The organism is Azospirillum lipoferum 4B, assembly GCF_000283655.1.
In the GTDB taxonomy this organism is placed as follows: domain Bacteria; phylum Pseudomonadota; class Alphaproteobacteria; order Azospirillales; family Azospirillaceae; genus Azospirillum; species Azospirillum lipoferum_C.
In genome coordinates this window covers 1,038,230-1,054,039 of the sequence record NC_016622.1, presented here as the reverse complement: position 1 = coordinate 1,054,039, position 15,810 = coordinate 1,038,230, and the positions used below count along the sequence as shown (strand labels likewise).

The window sequence follows — 15,810 nt, the reverse complement described above, 5'->3', positions numbered from 1 at the left end:
GCGACAAAAATGGAACACTGCGGAAAGACTGCGAAGATACCGGCTCGTTCGGCTTTGCTTCCCTGCCCCGCCCCGCCGGTCTTCGACAGGAAGCGCCCGGACCGACGGAAAGGGGCGCAAAGGGATGGGAGGCGTGCCTGGATGCCGCCCGCGGGAGCCGGAACCGCGGGGGCCATCGGAATACCCGGCCTGTTTCAGGCCGCGGACGTCATCGGAAAGCCGCTGTAGTCGAGCGAGGCCGACCAGAAGCGTTCCAGCTTGCGCAGGGTCTCGTTCGCCTTGGTCAATTCCTCGTCGCTGAAACCGGCCTTTTCCAGAGCGGCCAGATGACGTTCGAACATGACGCTGATCTTTTCGCGCAGGTCGAGGCCCTTTTCCGACAGGCGGACACGGACTGACCGGCGGTCGTGCGGAGAGCGCTCCTGTCCGAGATAGCCGTTCTCGACCATCTTCTTGACATTGTAGGAGACGTTGGAACCCAGGTAATAGCCGCGCGCGGTCAGTTCGCCGACCGTCATCTCGTCTTCACCGATGTTATAGAGGATCAGGCTCTGAACGTTGTTGATGTCCTGAATCCCAAGCCGGTCGAGCTCGGTCTTGAGCACTTCGAGAAAATGGCGGTGAAGCCGCTCGATCAACAGAATGCTCTCGTAATAGGGTTTGCGCACCGCGGTCTCCTTTGGCTCAAACCGGCCGTTCCCCGCGCAAGGACGATACCGGGACCTTAAGGCGAGATTAACCGATCATTCGTCGGCAATCATCCTAATAATTCCGGAAAAAGTCCGGCACAACCCGTCTGTACAGGCCCCTTTCGCCGGGCGCTCCCATCCGGTTGCTTTCGACCGGGTGGACACCCCGGCATAACCGGAACGGAATGGCCCCTGAGACCGCACCGGGGCCGCTCCTTTCGCCCTTTCCGGTCAGTCGCGGAACACCAGATCGCCGCCCGCAGGCTCGGCGAAATGACGCTCCACATCGGAAGGCCCGACGTCTGCCAGGGCGGCCGGCTTCCATTTCGGGTTCTTGTCCTTGTCGACCAGGACGGCGCGGATGCCTTCGTAGAAGTCATCCCCGGCAAGGCAGGCGAGGCTGAGACGGAGCTCCTGCACCATGCACGCCTCGAAGTCCAGCTTCGCCCCACGACGCAGGGCGGCCAGCGTCACCTTCAGGCTGGTCGGCGAGACGCGGCGCAGCGTGGCGAGCTGCCCGGCCGCCCATTCGGTCCCCTCGGCCTCCAGCGCCTTGACGATCGCCTCGACGCTGTCGAAGCCGTAGCAGCGGTCGACGGCGGCGCGGATCGCGGTCACCGACACCTCGCCGGCTTCGCCGCGATGGGCCGCCACCGCCTCGTCCGCCGGAACGCCGGCCGCCAGATCGTCGACCAGCGCGTCGATCTTGCCGCTCGGCACGAAGGCGTCGGCGGCGCCGATGGCCAGCATGTCGGCCGCCTTCAGCCGGTCGCCGGTCAGGCCCAGCCAGATGCCGACCTGCCCCGGCAGCCGCGGCAGGAAATAGGTGCCGCCGACATCGGGATAGAGGCCGATGCCCGTCTCCGGCATCGCGAACAGGGTGCGTTCGGTGACGATGCGGTGGCTGCCGTGAACCGACAGGCCGACGCCGCCGCCCATGGAAATGCCGTCGATCAGCGCGACATATGGCTTCGTCAGCCGCTTGATCAACCGGTTCAGCACATATTCCTCGCTGAAGAAGGCGCGGACCGGCGTCGTGTCGCCGCGCCCCTCCTTCGCGGCCTTGCCGGCCTCGTACAGGCTGACGACATCGCCGCCGGCACAGAAGGCCTTTTCGCCCGCGCCGCGGATCACGACGGCCTTGACCTCCGGGTCGGCGTTCCAGGCCCGCAGCTGCGGATCGAACAGCCTGATCATGCCCAGCGTCAGGGCGTTCAGGGCCTTAGGCCGGTTGAGCGTGACGAGGCCGATGGCGCCCCGACGTTCGAACAGAATCTCAGCAGCGTCGCTCATCGTCTTGTATTTTCTCGATTATCGTTGGAAATCGGGCGGCGGCGGGCCACCCGCTCCGTCCTCCCCTGATGCATCCCCTGATACATCGGGCAAAGCTTGTGGCCGCCGCAGATGATACGGGAGCCTGCGCCCCTGTCAAATCGGCCATACGGTGCCGGATGTTCGCAAAAGCCGCCGCAAGACCGTTTAAGGAACTTCGCCCCCCTTGGACCGTTGCGCTCACGCTCTCATCTGATCGACACAGCCACGAGACGCAGATCCACAGAAGGTTCGACGCAATGCCGCTTCACAACCCGGCCGGTCAGCCATGAAGGTCGGTATCATTCTGAACCAGCAGGCCGGCTCCCTGGTCGACCGCCCCTTGGACGGCGCCAGGCAGGCGATCCGTGCCGCCTTCGAGCGGCGTGGCGCCGAGGTGGACCTGCACACCGTCGACGGTGCCCAATGCACGGAGACGATCCAGCGGGTGCTGGAGTCGGACGCCGAGATGGTGGTGGTCGGCGGCGGCGACGGCACGCTGCACAGCGCGGTGAAGCTGGCGCTGCCCACAGAAAAGCCCTTGGGGGTGATTCCGCTGGGCACTCTCAACCTCTTGGCGCGTGATCTTCATATCCCACTTGAACTCGAGGCCGCGGCAGAGGCCCTGGCCGCCGGCCGGGTCCGCGTCATCGACGTCGCCGAGGTGAATGGCGAGCCCTACACCAACAGCTCCATCCTCGGCTTCTATCCCCAGGTGGTGCAGGAGCGGGAACGCCAGCGCAAGCTGCACCGGCTGCTGAAATGGCCGGGCGCCGCGCTGGCCCTGGCAAAGACGCTGTACAAGCTGCCGCTGCTGGATGTGCGCCTGGACTGGGGCGAAGGGCCGAAACGGATGCGCACCCCGATCCTGGTCGTCTCCAACAATATCTACGACGACGGTTTCGGTCTGGTCCTGACGCGGCAATCGCTGGATGCCGGAAAATTGGGGGTCTATGTCGCCCGCGAACGGAACGCCTTCGCCATGCTCCGGTTGATGGGACGGCTGGTCGCCGGATCCTGGAAGCAGGACGAGGCGCTCGATACCTATGCGGTCACCAGCCTGACGGTCCACAGCCGCCGCCATCGCGTGAAGATGGTCAACGACGGCGAGATCCGGAAGCTGCACGCGCCGCTTCACTACCGGATTCGCCCGGGAGCCCTGAGGGTTCTGGCGCCCGGCTGAGAAAAAGGATGAAGATGGCGTGAAACGGCTCGCTCACATTTCCGACCTGCATTTCGGGCGAATCGACCCGCATGTGGTCGACGGTCTGCTGGCCGACCTGACGGCCCAGGCTCCCGACCTGATCGTCATCTCCGGCGATTTCGTGCAGCGGGCAAAAGCACGCCACTTCGAGGAAGCGAGAGCCTTCCTGGAGAAATTACCCTTTCCCTACATGGCCGTTCCGGGGAATCATGACATTCCGGTTTACAATGTGTTCAAGCGCTTCACCGACCCGTTCGGCCATTACCGGCGCTACATCACCAGCGATTTCAGCCCGCTGCACATCGACGACGAAATCGCGGTGCTGGGCATCAACACCGCCCGCCCGGTCATCATGGATTTTTCCGAAGGGCGGATGAACAGGCGGCAGATCGCGCGGGTCCGCGAGGTCTTCGGCGGCATGCCCGACACCGTGTTCAAGGTGCTGTTCACCCATCATCCCTTCCTGCCGCCGCCGGACCTGCCGAAGACCCAGCTGGTCGGACGGCACAAGATGGCCCTGCCGGCACTGGAAAGCTGCGGCATCGACCTGCTGTTGGCCGGCCATCTGCACAAGGCCTATTCCGGCGACATCATGAGCTTCCACACCCAGATCGCCCGCTCGATCCTGGTGGCCCAGGCCTCCACCGCCACCTCCACCCGGCTGCGGAACGAGACCAACGCCTACAATCTGATCACCGTCGACCAGCCGACCGTGACCTTCGAAGTGCGGTCGTGGGAGGGTGCGGCCTTCACCGGCGGGCTGGTGTCAACGTATCGCAAGCAGGGGAATCGCTGGACCCTGCAGGCCCAGGACACCGGATTCCGCCCGGCAGCCGGCGATCCGGTCGCCGCCGCCTGGGAAACGGCCGACCGCCCTTCAAGAGGGCCTGAACCGGACAGGGCATGAGGCGCGCGCACGGCTGCCGGCCCATCCCAAAGGACCGCAGCAGCCCCCATGGCTTGAGTTCACTAGGCGGGAAGGCGTAGGATCGCCGCACTCGTTCTAAGTGCATGGTCTTCCCGATGCCGATCTCCCTCCCCGCCGCCTTCCCGCGCACCCGTCTGCGCCGCAACCGCGCCGATGCCTGGACCCGCCGTCTGGTCGCCGAGAACACGCTGACCGTCGACGACCTGATCTGGCCGGTCTTCGTGATCGAGGGCGAGAACCATCGGGAGCCCGTAGCCTCCATGCCCGGCGTGGAGCGCCTGACCATCGACCTGCTGTGCGAGGCGGTGGCGTCCGCCGGCGCGCTCGGCATTCCCTGCATCGCCCTGTTCCCGGTCGTCGGCTCCGATGCCAAGTCGGAGGACGCGGCGGAATCCTACAACCCCGAGAACCTGATGAACCGCGCCATCCGCGCGGTGAAGGCGGCGGCGCCGGAGGTCGGGATTCTCGGCGACGTGGCGCTCGACCCCTACACCAGCCACGGCCATGACGGCCTCATGCGCGACGGCTACATCCAGAACGATGAGACGGTGGAGGTTCTGGTCCGCCAGGCCCTGTCGCAGGCAGAGGCCGGCTGCGACATCGTCGCCCCGTCGGACATGATGGACGGCCGCATCGGCGCGATCCGCGACGCGCTCGACCGGGACGGCCATCAGCTGACCCGCGTCTGCTCCTATGCAGCCAAATACGCGTCGGCCTTCTACGGCCCCTTCCGCGACGCGGTGAACTCCGGCGGCTTCCTGAAGGGCGACAAGACCACCTACCAGATGAACCCGGCCAACACCGACGAGGCCCTGCGCGAGGTCGCCTGCGACCTGCAGGAAGGGGCGGACATGGTGATGGTGAAGCCGGGCCTGCCCTATCTCGACATCATCCGCCGGGTGAAGGACCAGTTCGCGGTTCCGACCTTCGCCTATCATGTATCGGGCGAATACGCGATGCTGCGCGCCGCCTCGGCCAATGGCTGGCTGAACTACGACAAGGCCCTGCTGGAGACCCTGATGGGCTTCAAGCGCGCCGGCTGCGATGCCATCCTGACCTATGGCGCGGTGGACGCCGCGAAGCTGCTCAGGCAGGGCTGAGCAGTTCGGAGCCATCTTTGAGCCGTCCGGGGCCGCGGAGCGATCCGCGGCCCTTTATCGTCGGGGGCATCCCACCCAGCGGAGACGCCCCGATGACCCCGACCATGTTATTCCGCCCGGCCCTGCTGGCCGCCCTGCTGCTGACGGCCGCTCCCGCTGCCGCCTTCGAGTTGCGCAGCCCCGACTTCACCGACGCGTCGCCGATCCCGGAGCGCAACGTCTTCGCCGGCTTCGGCTGCAGCGGCGGCAACCGGTCGCCGGCCCTGAGCTGGACCGAACCGCCGGCTGGCACCCGCAGCCTCGCCGTCACCATCTACGATCCCGATGCGCCGACCGGCAGCGGCTGGTGGCACTGGGTGCTGTTCAACCTGCCGCCCGACACCCGCGGCCTGCCCGCCGGTGCCGGCGACCCGGCAAAGCCGCTGCTGCCCGCCGGCGCGGTGCAGAGCCGGACCGACTTCGGCACCGCCGGCTATGGCGGCCCCTGCCCGCCGCAGGGCGACACGCCGCACCGCTACATCGTCACCGTCCACGCGCTGAAGGTCGACAGCCTGCCCCTGCCGGCCGATGCGTCCGGCGCGATGGTCGGCTTCAACCTGAATGCCGCCACGCTGGCGAAAGCGACGCTGACCGCCCGCTACGGCCGTTGATCGCCCGCCGGCCTTCGCCTTAGGATGGTGTCCATGGGTCCAGACCTCCTCGCCCGCCTGTCCCGCTTCGCCGCCCGCGACCAGCGTCCCGGGGCAGGCGACCGTCCGCACCGGCCGGAGCTGTGGGCCTTCATCGCCCATGACTGCGAGCGGCTGGCGGAGGTGCGGATCGAACGCACCGCCCTGATCGCCGTGCTGGAAGGCGTCAAGGAACTGACCGACGCCTCCGGCACCACCCGCAACTTTCCCGCCGGCACGGCCATGCTGCTGCCGCCGGGCTGGTGCGGGTCGGTGGTGAACGATCCCGGTTCCGCCGGCCGTTACCGCGCCCTGGTGCTGGAGTTCCCAGCGGAGATGGTGCGCCGCCTGCTGCGCGCCCATGGCACGGAGGGGCTGACCCAGCGCGCCCGGCCGGGCGACTGGCATGTCACCCTGACGCCGGCCCTGACCGATGCCATCCACCACGCCGCCGACGGCCTGACCGCCGACCCGCCGCTGCCGGCAAAGCTGGCCGAGCATCGCTGCATGGAGGTGCTTCTGGCCCTGCTGGAGGACGGCGTCTGGTGGCTGGGTCCGGTCGCGCCGACCGGCACAGCCGATGCGGTGCGCCAACTGCTGCGCACCCGGCCCGACACCGCCTGGACGGCGGATGCCGTTGCCGACGCGCTGAACCTCAGCACCGGCACGTTGCGCCGCCGTCTGTCCGGGGAGGGCTGCTCCGTTCGCAGCATCCTGGTCGAGGAGCGCGTCGCCCACGCCCGCGATCTCCTAGAACGCGAGGGACTGAGCGTGCAGGAGGCGGCGGAGGCCTGCGGCTACGCCAACCGGTCCCACTTCGCCCGGCGCATCCGCACCGCTGTCGGCGTCAACCCGTCGGACCTTCGCGACCGCTGACCGGCGCCCTGCCATAGGCCCGCACCAGCGCCGCCACCGACTCGGCGATCACCCGCTCCGGGTCGGCGGTGACCGGCAGGCCCAGCATGGTCGGCCAGAACAGCACCTCCTTGATGCCGCCCAGCAGCTGGGTCGCCGCCACATGCGGATCGGGCGCATTCAGCCGGCCGCGCGCATGCTGGGCGGCGATATAGTCGTCGAGCAGCGCATAGGCCTGCCCCTTTCCGCCTTCCAGATAGTCCTGCGACAGCTCGGGAAAGCGTTGATGCTCGGCGATGACGAGGCGCAGCAGCCCGCGCACCTCCGGCCGCCGCATATGGACCAGCAGCGACCGCAGGAAGGCGGGAAGCGCCTGCTCCGGCGGCTGGTCATGGCGAAGGGTCTGGTCGCCGTCGCTGTGGAACCCCTCATAGAGGCCGGAGACGACGGCCTGGAACAGCTCCCGCTTGCCAGGGAAATGATTGTAGACGGTGCGCTTGGACACATTCGCGTCGGCGGCGATGGCGTCCATCGACGACGCCTCGTACCCGTGGGTCAGGAAGGCACGGGTCGCCGCCTCCACCACCGCATCCCGCTTCGCCGAACCGCGCACAGCATCCCCCTCCCGAGACATTGACATTCTCCTGCCGTTAAGTACACTGCACCGTGTAGTGTATTTGCTGCCGCAGGCTCCCAGGGTAATCCGCCCGGCCGCGGCGCGGGAGGGGTAAAGCGATGAAACAGCGCAGCATCGGCAGCATTCTTTCCGTTTCCGAGATCGGTCTCGGCTGCATGGGCATGTCGGAGTTCTACGGACCGACCGACGATTCCCAGTCGCTCGCCACGCTGGAGCGGGCGTTGGAGCTTGGCATCACCCATTACGACACCGCCGACATGTACGGCAGCGGCCATAACGAATCGCTGCTCGCCCGCTTCCTGGCCGGCAAGCGCGACCGGGTGGTGATCGCGACCAAGTTCGGCATCGTTCGCCAGCCCGGCGAATACGCCCGCCGCATCGACACCAGCCCGGCCTATGTGGCGCAGGCCTGCGACGCCTCGCTTAAGCGGCTGGGGGTGGAGACCATCGATCTCTACTACGTCCACCGCCTGAATCCGGACATCCCGGTGGAGGAGACGGTCGGCGCCATGGCCGATCTGGTGAAGGCCGGCAAGGTCCGGGCGCTCGGCCTGTCGGAGGTGTCGGCCGCCACCCTGCGCCGCGCCCATGCCGTCCACCCCATCGCCGCGGTGCAGAGCGAATATTCGCTGTGGACCCGCGACATGGAGGATGCGGTGCTGCCGGCCTGCCGCGAGCTGGGCATCTCGCTGGTCGCCTATGCGCCGCTCGGCCGCGGCATGCTGACCGGCGCGGTCAGCAGCCCCGACCAGTTCGCCGAGAACGACTTCCGCCGCGTAGCGCCGCGCTTCGCCGGCGAGAATTTCGACCGCAATCTGGCCCTGGTCGAACAGGTGAAGGCACTGGCGGCGCGGAAGGGCTGCACGCCGGGACAGGTGGCGCTGGCATGGCTGCTGGCCCAGGGGCCGGAAATCCTGCCGATCCCGGGGACCAAGCGGATCAAGTATCTGGAGGAGAATGTCGGCGCCGCCGCGGTGACGCTGACCGAAGCGGAGGTGAAGGCGCTGAGCGATGCGCTGCCGCCGGGTGTCGCGGCGGGCGACCGCTATACGGCGGAGGGGATGCGGGGGGTGAATGTGTGAGGCAGAGGTGCTGATTTGGTGACGGCTCGCCCCCTCCCCATCCCTCCCCCGCTTCGCGGGAGAGGGGGTAGAACGCTTGTCGACGTGGGTAATTCGCAAAGCGGCGGCAGTTCCCTCTCCCGCGAAGCGGGGGAGGGTTAGGGAGGGGGCACCCGCACCTGCCCCCTACTTCGGCGTCCCCGCCCAGACCTGGAACTGCGTGGTCTCCAGCAGCATGTCGCTGTGACCGAAGGCCGCCTTGAACAGCTTGCCCACACCGGCCGTTCGCTGGGTCACCGCCACCAGCGTGCCGCGCAGCTTCAGATACTGCTTGGTCCCGGCCACCAGCGCGTCGAGCATGCCGAAATCCTCATCCTTGCCGCGGTGGAGCGGCGGGTTGGACAGGATCAGGCCGAAGCGCTCGCGGGTGCCCAGCCCCGCCAGCCCGTCGCTCAGCACCAGCTCGGCGTCCGGCACATTCTGGCGGGCGGCGTGCAGGGCCACCGCGTCGATGTCCAGCAGGGTCAGCGGCGCGTCCGGCTGGCGTTCGCGCACCGCCCGCGCGATCACCCCGGCACCGCAGCCGAAATCCAGCACACGGGTGCCGGCTGCGACCTCCGGCAGCACCTTCAGCAGGCATTCGGTGCCGGCATCCAGATGCCCGTGGGCGAACAGGCCGGGATAGGACACCAGTTCCAGCGTCCGGTCGGGCAGCGTCAGGCTGACGGTCTGCCGCCAATCCTCCAGCGCGCCCTTGGCCGGCGCGTCGGTGCGCCGGGTCAGCAGCAGCCGGGCACGCCGCTTGATGATCAGCGTCTCCGCATCCCCGGCCAGACCGTCGAGATGCTTGGGTGCGCTGGTCACGCCCTCGTCATTGCCGCCGGCGATCCACAGCGGGGCACCAGGGGCAAGGCGGGAGGCCAGCGCATGCAGCGCCATCTCGAATCCGGCCCAGCCGCGCGGCAGGCGCAGCACGGCACCGTCGAACGGCCCCTCCGCCGGCCAGGGCGTCGCGGCCTGCCCGCCAACCGCGAGCCGGTTCCACACCACCACCTCCGCCCCACCGTCGCGAAGCGCGTCGGCAATGGCGCCGTCACTGTCGAAGGCCACGAGGATCCGGCCCTGCGGCCGGATGTCGGACAGGGCTTCGGCGGCCACGGCGGCGACGGTCTGGTCGCGGTCCGTGGCCCGGTTGTCGAGACGTGCCACCTGAATCAGCCCTTGTCGCGCATCAGCCGCGCCTTGTCGCGCTGCCAGCTGCGTTCCTTCTCGCTCTCGCGCTTGTCGTGCTTCTTCTTGCCGGTGGCGAGACCGATCTCGACCTTGGCGAAGCCGCGGTCGTTGAAATAGACCGACATCGGCACGAGCGTGACGCCCTTCTGCTTGATGCCGGCCGCGAGCTTGTCCAACTCGCGGCGACGGACCAGCAGCTTGCGCGGCCGTTTCGGCTCATGCTGATCGACGCGGCCGGCCTGGAGATATTCGGGGATGTAGGCGTTGAACAGGAACAGCTCCCCGCCCTTCAGGCCGGCATAGGCCTCGTTCACGCTGGCGCGGCCGCCGCGAAGCGACTTCACCTCGGAGCCGGTCAGCATGATCCCGGCTTCGAGAACATCGTCGATGAAGAAGTCGAATCGCGCGCGGCGGTTCTGCGCCGCGTATTTTTTAGCTTCCTCGCGCGTCGCCAAGTCTCTCTCCTCTACGGCCCGTTCTGTCGCTTACGACAACAGGCCGGCTTTGGTCATGGCTCCACGAACGGCGGCACGGGCGGTGTCGGACGCCGGCACCAGCGGCAGGCGCACCTCGTCGGTGGCGAGGCCAAGCAGGCTGGCGGCGAACTTCACCGGGGCCGGGCTGGTCTCGACGAACATCGAGTCGTGCAGCGGCGACAGCACGTCGCGCAGGCGGAAGGCCTCCTTCAGATCGCCCTTGGCCCAGGCGGTCTGCATGGCGGAGCACAGCGCCGGTGCGATGTTCGCGGTGACGGAGATGCAGCCCACGCCGCCCTGCGCGTTGAAGGCCAGCGCGGTGGCATCCTCGCCCGACAGCTGGATGAAGTCGGGGCCGACCTCCTGCAGCAGGCGGGACGGGCGCGACAGATCGGCGGTGGCGTCCTTCACGCCGACGATGTTGGGCAGCTTCGCCAGCCGGGCCATCGTCGCCACAGACATATCCACGACACTGCGGCCGGGAATGTTGTAAATGAAGATCGGCAAATCCGCCGCGTCATGGATCGCCTTGAAATGCTGGTACAGACCCTCTTGAGACGGCTTGTTGTAGTAGGGCGTGACCACGAGCGCCGCCTGCGCGCCTGCTTGGCGGGCATGGCGGGTCAGGGCGATGGCCTCGTCGGTCGAGTTGGAACCGGTCCCGGCCATCACCGGCACCTTGCCGCCGGCCGCCTCGATGCACAGTTCCACGACGCGGTTGTGTTCCTCGTGGGAGAGGGTCGGCGACTCGCCGGTGGTGCCGCAGGGCACAAGACCGTGCGTGCCCTGGGCGACCTGCCACTCCACGAAGGACTGGAAGGCCTTCTCGTCCACTTTCCCGCCCTTGAACGGAGTCAGAAGGGCGACGACGGAACCGTGGAACATGGCTGCCTCCTCAGTCGGCTTAGCTGGAAAAAAGAGTTGCGCACATTATCCCTCCCCGCCGCCCTCGGCAAGAGCGCCCGGACCGCTGTTTTCGCGGGTCTCCTCACCCTTATCGCCGCGGTTCCCGGCGCCCTGCCCGCCACGGCGCTGAGCGCGCAGGACATCGCCGTCTATCGCGAGGCTTTCAAGCTGGCGGACAACGACCGGCTGGCCGAAGCGCTCGCCACGGCGTCCCGCGCCCAGGACCCGTTACCGGCGAAGGTTTTGCGCTGGATGGCGCTCGCCACCCCCGGCGGCGGCAGCTTCGCCGACATATCGGCCTTCATCCGCGACAATCCGGACTGGCCCAACATGGCGGCGCTGCGCCGTCAGGCCGAGATGGCGATGCCCGACATCCCGCCGGCCGAGGTGGTGGAGTGGTTCCGCCAGTCCCCGCCGCAGACCAACGACGGTTTCGTCCGCCATGCCGACGCGCTGATCGCCACCGGCAGCGTGGAACGCGCGACCACGCTGATCCGCAAACAGTGGGCCGACGCCACCTTCACCCCGGACGAGGAGGCGACCTTCCTTGCCCATTACACCCCCTATCTGCGCCCGCAGGACCACAAGGCGCGCATCGACCGGCTGCTGTGGGCGAGGCAGGACGCGCCGGTCCGCCGGATGCTGCCCTTCTTCGACGAGGCCTATGACACGCTGATCGAGGCGCGCATCGCGCTGGACGGCGACAACCCGAACGCCGACGCGGCGCTGGCGCGGGTCGCCCCTGCCCTACGCGACGATCCCGGCCTGATGTTCGACCGCGCCCGCTATCTGCGCCGCAAGGGCGACGATGCCGGCGCGCTGGAGATCATGGCCCGCGCCGGCACCGACCTCGGCCGTCCGCAGGCCTGGTGGCCGGAGCGTCATCTGCTGGCCCGCCGGGCGATGGAACGCGGCGACTTCAACCTCGCCTATCGTCTGGTCAGCACCCATGGCATGACCGAGGGCAGCGCCTTCGCCGACGCCGAGTTCCTGTCGGGCTTCCTGGCGCTGCGCTTCCTCGACAAGCCGTCGGAGGCCTTCGCCCATTTCCACAAGCTCTACCGCTCCGTCTCGGCGCCGATCAGCAAGGCGCGCGGCGCCTACTGGTGCGGCCGGGCGGCGGAGGCTCTGGGACAGACGGAACCGGCCCGCGAGTGGTACGCCAAGGCCGCGACCTACCCCACCACCTTCTACGGCCAGCTGGCCTTCCGCCATGTCTCCAACGGCGCCGTCACCCTGCCGGCCCCGCCGTCGGTGTCCAGCGCCGACAGCGCCGCCTTCAACCGGCGCGAGGTGGTGCGCGTCGCCCGCCTGCTGGCGGAGATCGGCGGCAGCACCGACGAGCGGCTGGGCAGCTTCGTCCGCCGCATCAGCCTGGATGCCAAGTCGCCCGCCGACTATGTTCTCGCCGCCCGGCTGGCGAGCGAGGTCGGCCGCCGCGATCTCGCCGTCGCCGCCGCCAAGGATGCGGCGCAGAACGAGGTGTTCCTGGTCGAAGCCGGCTACCCGATGATCGACGCCCGGCCGGCGGCGCCGGAACTGGCGCTGATCCACGGCATCATCCGTCAGGAAAGCACTTTCAACCCCACCATCGTCTCGTCGGCCGGCGCCCGCGGCCTGATGCAGCTTATGCCGGCCACGGCGCAGCTGGTGGCGGGCAAGCTCGGCCTGAAGCACACGCAAGCCCGGCTGACCTCCGACCCCGGCTACAACGTCATGCTGGGTTCGGCCTATCTGTCGGAGCTGATCGACCGCTTCAACGGGTCCTGGGTGCTGGCCATCGCCGGCTACAATGCCGGGCCGAACCGGGTGCGCCAATGGCTGCAGACCTACGGCGATCCGCGGACCGAGGCTGTGGACGTGGTCGACTGGATCGAGCTGATCCCGATCTCCGAGACCCGCAACTATGTCCAGCGCGTGCTGGAGGCCGTCCAGGTCTACCGCTCCCGCCTGGGCGGCGACCGGGTGGAGCCGAACCTGGACAGGGATCTGCGGCGGTAGACGGGTGGTGCCCCCTCCCTCCCACGGCTTTGCCGAGGGTCCCTCCCTCCCCCGCTTTCAGCGGGAGAGGGGAGAGTTTGCATGGCGGCGGCAGTTCCCTCTCCCGCTGAAAGCGGGGGAGGGTTAGGGAGGGGGCCGTTACGCTTCCTCCCTCACCCCTTCGGCCGTTCCGCCCGCGAATAGTTGCTGAAGTGCCCCTCCTTCGCCGCCATCCGGCGGGCCGACTGGACGACGGCGCCGGACTTGCCCTCCGGCGCCACATTCGACAGCTGGCGGGTCAGATCGGCGCTGCCGCAGGACGGGCAGACCGGCGTTTCTCCAGAGCGCACAAGGCTCTCGAACCCATGGTCGCAGGCTTTGCAGCGGTACGAGTAAAGCGGCATCGGAAGCTCCCGGCACGAATCGCGTCGTCCCGAGTATCCCGCAATACCCATATTCTGAAAACGGTTTTGTTGCGCCGCATCAAACGCGGCGAACCGCGCCGCAGTCAGGCCGCGGCGCCGCCGAAATCGAAGCCGGCGGCCTCCACCGCCTGCTGCACCACCTCCGCCGGGATGCCGCCGTCCACCAGCACGGTGCCGGTCGCGAGGTCCACGGTCACCGCCGCTTCGGGCGCCGCCTTGGTGATCGCGTTGGACACGGAGCGGGCGCAGCCGCCGCAGGTCATCCCATCCACCTTGTATGCATCGGCCATCGTCACGGGGCTCCCCTCACGGTCGGGTCAGCCGCCGGCATGGTGCGTCCGCACCACCGCGCTGACCGGGACAAGTACGAAGCCACGCTTTTGCACCTCCGGCAACCAGGACGCCAGGGCATCGATTGTCGCATCATGCGGGTGGCCGATGGCGACGGCATAGCCCTGCCGCTTCGCCACCTGTTCCGTCTTCGCCAGCTGGGCCTTCACCGCCGCCACCGTTTCCTGGTTGTCGAGGAAGATGTCGCGGCCGACCCAGGGCATCTTCATCTCCCGCGCCAGCCCGATTCCGGCACTGTTGGGCGTCGTCCGGCTGTCCAGCCACAGCAGGCCGCGGCGATGCAGTTCAGCCAGCACGGGAGCCAGCGCCTGCCGGTCGGCGGTGAAGCGGCTTCCCATATGGTTGTTGACCCCGACATAGCCGTCGAAGCTGTCCAGTGCCGCACGGGCCCGCTTCACGATCTCCCCCCGGTCGAGCGAGACCAGCAGCGCATTCGGGCCGGGATCGGCCTTCACGCTGGGTTCCATCGGCATGTGCAGCATCAGCTCATGCCCATTGGCCCGCGCCGCCCTGGCCTGGACCGGCAGATCGCGGGCATAGGGCAGCCAGGACAGCGTCAGCGGCCCGCGTAGGCCAGCCATCCTGGTCGAGCGCTTCCGGTCCAGCCCCATGTCGTCGATGACGATGGCGATCATCGGCTTGCCCTGCGGCACCTCCGCCGGAAGGGCATTCTTCCGCCACAGCGCGGCATTGCCCGGCGGAGCCTGCACCTGCGGCGGCTGGGCGGGAGCGACAGGCGGCGGCAGCATCGCCACCACCGTCGCCGCCGGGCGGGACTCGACCTGCGCCGGCTTCTCCGCCACCGCATTGCCAGGGGCGTCGGTCTCGGGCTGCGCCACAGCGGACGAAGGCGCGGCGGACGAAGGCGCGGCGGGCGGCTCCACCTTCGCGGTCGGCACCGGCGGAGGCTGTACCGCCGGCTGGGCCGCCTGTTGCACCGGCGCCGGCTTGGCCGCATCGCCGCCGGCCCTTCCACCGGAGCCGCCACCGGAGCCGCCGCCGGTCAGCGTCGCCACCCCCAGCGCCACGGCGAACACCGCGGCGACGGCGGCCAGCGCCAGGACGAAGGGGTTGGACAGGAAGGGGGGAAGCGGAGACTTGCGAGCTTTCGAAGGCGCCTTGCGGGCCATGGTGACGACGTCCATCCTGCGACCGGGGCGCCGCACAGTGGCACCCTGCCGCCGCGACCGCAATCGCCCAATCGGTGCAGGACGCCGCTGCGGCGCTGCCTGTCCCGTCCGTCCGAGCCCATCCGCCAGAGTCTGCCCGAAGAGTCCGCCAGATGCGTCCCATCTTTGTCATCGCCGTCCTGCTTCCGACCGCCGCCGCGACTCCGGCTCTGGCCGCCCAGGGGCTGGACTGCCCGGCCAGCCTGACCGTCCAGGCGCAGCCCGATGCCCCCGGCGGCTGGTCGCCCTACCCCGGCCGCGACAGCCACGGCTTCGCCGGCATCTCCATCGTCGAGGGCGACCGCGCCAGCCAGATGACCTCCGCCGCCCCCGCCACGCTCGCACCCGACCGCGAGGTGCGGCGCGGGCGCAGCATCGTCCAGGTCTGGGAGTTTTCCGGTTCGCGGCGGGAGAACGTCTTCCTGGTCTGCCGCTACCGCAACACCCAGGCGACGCTCGCCGCCGACCTGCCGCGCCAGATCCGCCGCTGCACCCTGACGCTGGAAACCGACATCCGCGGCACCGTGCTGGACGATCCGAAGACCCTGCCGCAGCTCGACTGCCGCTGACGGCATATCGCCGAGTTCTGTCCAGCGCAGCAGAAACAAAGGTAAAGCCCCTCTCCCCTTGCGGGAGAGGGGTTTGGGGTGAGGGGTGCTACCCGACCGGTAAGGACTCTGGAGACATAGTCCGACCAGCGCTTGCCGGCGCCACCCTCACCCCAACCCCTCTCCCATCGAGGGAGAGGGGCTTTGAGCGATTGCAACGGCTTCTCCGCAGAGGCTGGAAATCCGCCCCCTCAGCGGCTAGGGTGTCC

At 68.5% G+C, this 15,810-nt stretch carries 17 protein-coding genes; 8 read left to right on the top strand and 9 right to left on the bottom strand.

Annotated features, from left to right (window positions below):
• Nucleotides 1–194: 194 nt before the first annotated feature.
• Both AZOLI_RS04820 and AZOLI_RS04815 read right to left on the bottom strand, forming a co-directional pair.
• Nucleotides 195–668, bottom strand: coding sequence for a MarR family winged helix-turn-helix transcriptional regulator (locus AZOLI_RS04820; RefSeq protein WP_012974024.1), 474 nt, complete (start codon nucleotides 666–668; stop codon nucleotides 195–197).
• Between the two features lie 252 nt (nucleotides 669–920).
• Entirely contained in the window at nucleotides 921–1,982 is a 1,062-nt protein-coding gene (locus AZOLI_RS04815; protein ID WP_014247463.1) for an enoyl-CoA hydratase/isomerase family protein, read from the bottom strand.
• A gap of 307 nt (nucleotides 1,983–2,289) precedes the next feature.
• On the opposite strand from AZOLI_RS04815, the gene AZOLI_RS04810 reads away from it, so the two are divergent.
• The 5 genes from AZOLI_RS04810 (at nucleotide 2,290) to AZOLI_RS04790 (ending at nucleotide 6,776) form a co-directional block, all read left to right on the top strand.
• Nucleotides 2,290–3,183 carry a diacylglycerol/lipid kinase family protein gene (locus tag AZOLI_RS04810; RefSeq protein ID WP_014247461.1) on the top strand — a complete coding sequence of 298 codons (894 nt, stop codon included), beginning with the start codon at nucleotides 2,290–2,292 and terminating at the stop codon, nucleotides 3,181–3,183.
• Nucleotides 3,184–3,202: 19 nt separating this feature from the next.
• On the top strand, nucleotides 3,203–4,111 hold the full coding sequence (locus tag AZOLI_RS04805; protein ID WP_014247460.1) for a metallophosphoesterase family protein: 909 nt from the start codon (nucleotides 3,203–3,205) through the stop codon (nucleotides 4,109–4,111).
• Between the two features lie 116 nt (nucleotides 4,112–4,227).
• Nucleotides 4,228–5,232, top strand: a complete 1,005-nt coding sequence (hemB, locus tag AZOLI_RS04800) for a porphobilinogen synthase (protein WP_162487985.1) — start codon at nucleotides 4,228–4,230, stop codon at nucleotides 5,230–5,232.
• A gap of 92 nt (nucleotides 5,233–5,324) precedes the next feature.
• On the top strand, nucleotides 5,325–5,882 hold the full coding sequence (locus AZOLI_RS04795; protein WP_014247458.1) for a YbhB/YbcL family Raf kinase inhibitor-like protein: 558 nt from the start codon (nucleotides 5,325–5,327) through the stop codon (nucleotides 5,880–5,882).
• Nucleotides 5,883–5,915: 33 nt separating this feature from the next.
• Entirely contained in the window at nucleotides 5,916–6,776 is an 861-nt protein-coding gene (locus AZOLI_RS04790; RefSeq protein ID WP_014247457.1) for a helix-turn-helix transcriptional regulator, read from the top strand.
• On the opposite strand, the gene AZOLI_RS04785 is transcribed toward AZOLI_RS04790, so the two are convergent.
• Nucleotides 6,748–7,389 (bottom strand): TetR/AcrR family transcriptional regulator, encoded by a 642-nt coding sequence (locus AZOLI_RS04785; protein WP_014247456.1) that lies wholly within the window; start codon nucleotides 7,387–7,389, stop codon nucleotides 6,748–6,750. The genes AZOLI_RS04790 and AZOLI_RS04785 overlap by 29 nt on opposite strands.
• A gap of 101 nt (nucleotides 7,390–7,490) precedes the next feature.
• On the opposite strand from AZOLI_RS04785, the gene AZOLI_RS04780 reads away from it, so the two are divergent.
• Nucleotides 7,491–8,474, top strand: coding sequence for an aldo/keto reductase (locus AZOLI_RS04780; protein ID WP_014247455.1), 984 nt, complete (start codon nucleotides 7,491–7,493; stop codon nucleotides 8,472–8,474).
• 165 nt (nucleotides 8,475–8,639) lie between these two features.
• On the opposite strand, the gene AZOLI_RS04775 is transcribed toward AZOLI_RS04780, so the two are convergent.
• From AZOLI_RS04775 to dapA, 3 genes are read right to left on the bottom strand one after another with little or no spacing between them, the layout of a single operon-like run.
• Nucleotides 8,640–9,662, bottom strand: coding sequence for a methyltransferase (locus tag AZOLI_RS04775; protein WP_014247454.1), 1,023 nt, complete (start codon nucleotides 9,660–9,662; stop codon nucleotides 8,640–8,642).
• Nucleotides 9,663–9,667: 5 nt separating this feature from the next.
• Nucleotides 9,668–10,141, bottom strand: coding sequence for an SsrA-binding protein SmpB (smpB, locus tag AZOLI_RS04770; RefSeq protein ID WP_014247453.1), 474 nt, complete (start codon nucleotides 10,139–10,141; stop codon nucleotides 9,668–9,670).
• A 30-nt stretch (nucleotides 10,142–10,171) separates the two neighbouring features.
• Entirely contained in the window at nucleotides 10,172–11,047 is an 876-nt protein-coding gene (dapA, locus tag AZOLI_RS04765) for a 4-hydroxy-tetrahydrodipicolinate synthase (RefSeq protein ID WP_014247452.1), read from the bottom strand.
• Nucleotides 11,048–11,083: 36 nt separating this feature from the next.
• On the opposite strand from dapA, the gene AZOLI_RS04760 reads away from it, so the two are divergent.
• Complete coding sequence (locus tag AZOLI_RS04760; protein ID WP_014247451.1) at nucleotides 11,084–13,069, top strand: lytic transglycosylase domain-containing protein; 1,986 nt, start codon at nucleotides 11,084–11,086, stop codon at nucleotides 13,067–13,069.
• Nucleotides 13,070–13,221: 152 nt separating this feature from the next.
• Here AZOLI_RS04760 and AZOLI_RS04755 read toward each other — a convergent pair whose 3' ends face one another.
• The 3 genes from AZOLI_RS04755 to AZOLI_RS04745 form a co-directional block, all read right to left on the bottom strand.
• Complete coding sequence (locus AZOLI_RS04755; protein WP_014247450.1) at nucleotides 13,222–13,452, bottom strand: FmdB family zinc ribbon protein; 231 nt, start codon at nucleotides 13,450–13,452, stop codon at nucleotides 13,222–13,224.
• Nucleotides 13,453–13,556: 104 nt separating this feature from the next.
• Complete coding sequence (locus AZOLI_RS04750; RefSeq protein WP_014247449.1) at nucleotides 13,557–13,763, bottom strand: heavy-metal-associated domain-containing protein; 207 nt, start codon at nucleotides 13,761–13,763, stop codon at nucleotides 13,557–13,559.
• A gap of 27 nt (nucleotides 13,764–13,790) precedes the next feature.
• Nucleotides 13,791–14,969 carry a divergent polysaccharide deacetylase family protein gene (locus tag AZOLI_RS04745; protein ID WP_244442524.1) on the bottom strand — a complete coding sequence of 393 codons (1,179 nt, stop codon included), beginning with the start codon at nucleotides 14,967–14,969 and terminating at the stop codon, nucleotides 13,791–13,793.
• A 137-nt stretch (nucleotides 14,970–15,106) separates the two neighbouring features.
• On the opposite strand from AZOLI_RS04745, the gene AZOLI_RS04740 reads away from it, so the two are divergent.
• The gene (locus AZOLI_RS04740; RefSeq protein ID WP_014247447.1) at nucleotides 15,107–15,562 is read left to right on the top strand and encodes an STY0301 family protein; all 456 of its coding nucleotides are present in this window, start codon (nucleotides 15,107–15,109) and stop codon (nucleotides 15,560–15,562) included.
• Nucleotides 15,563–15,810: the final 248 nt, after the last annotated feature.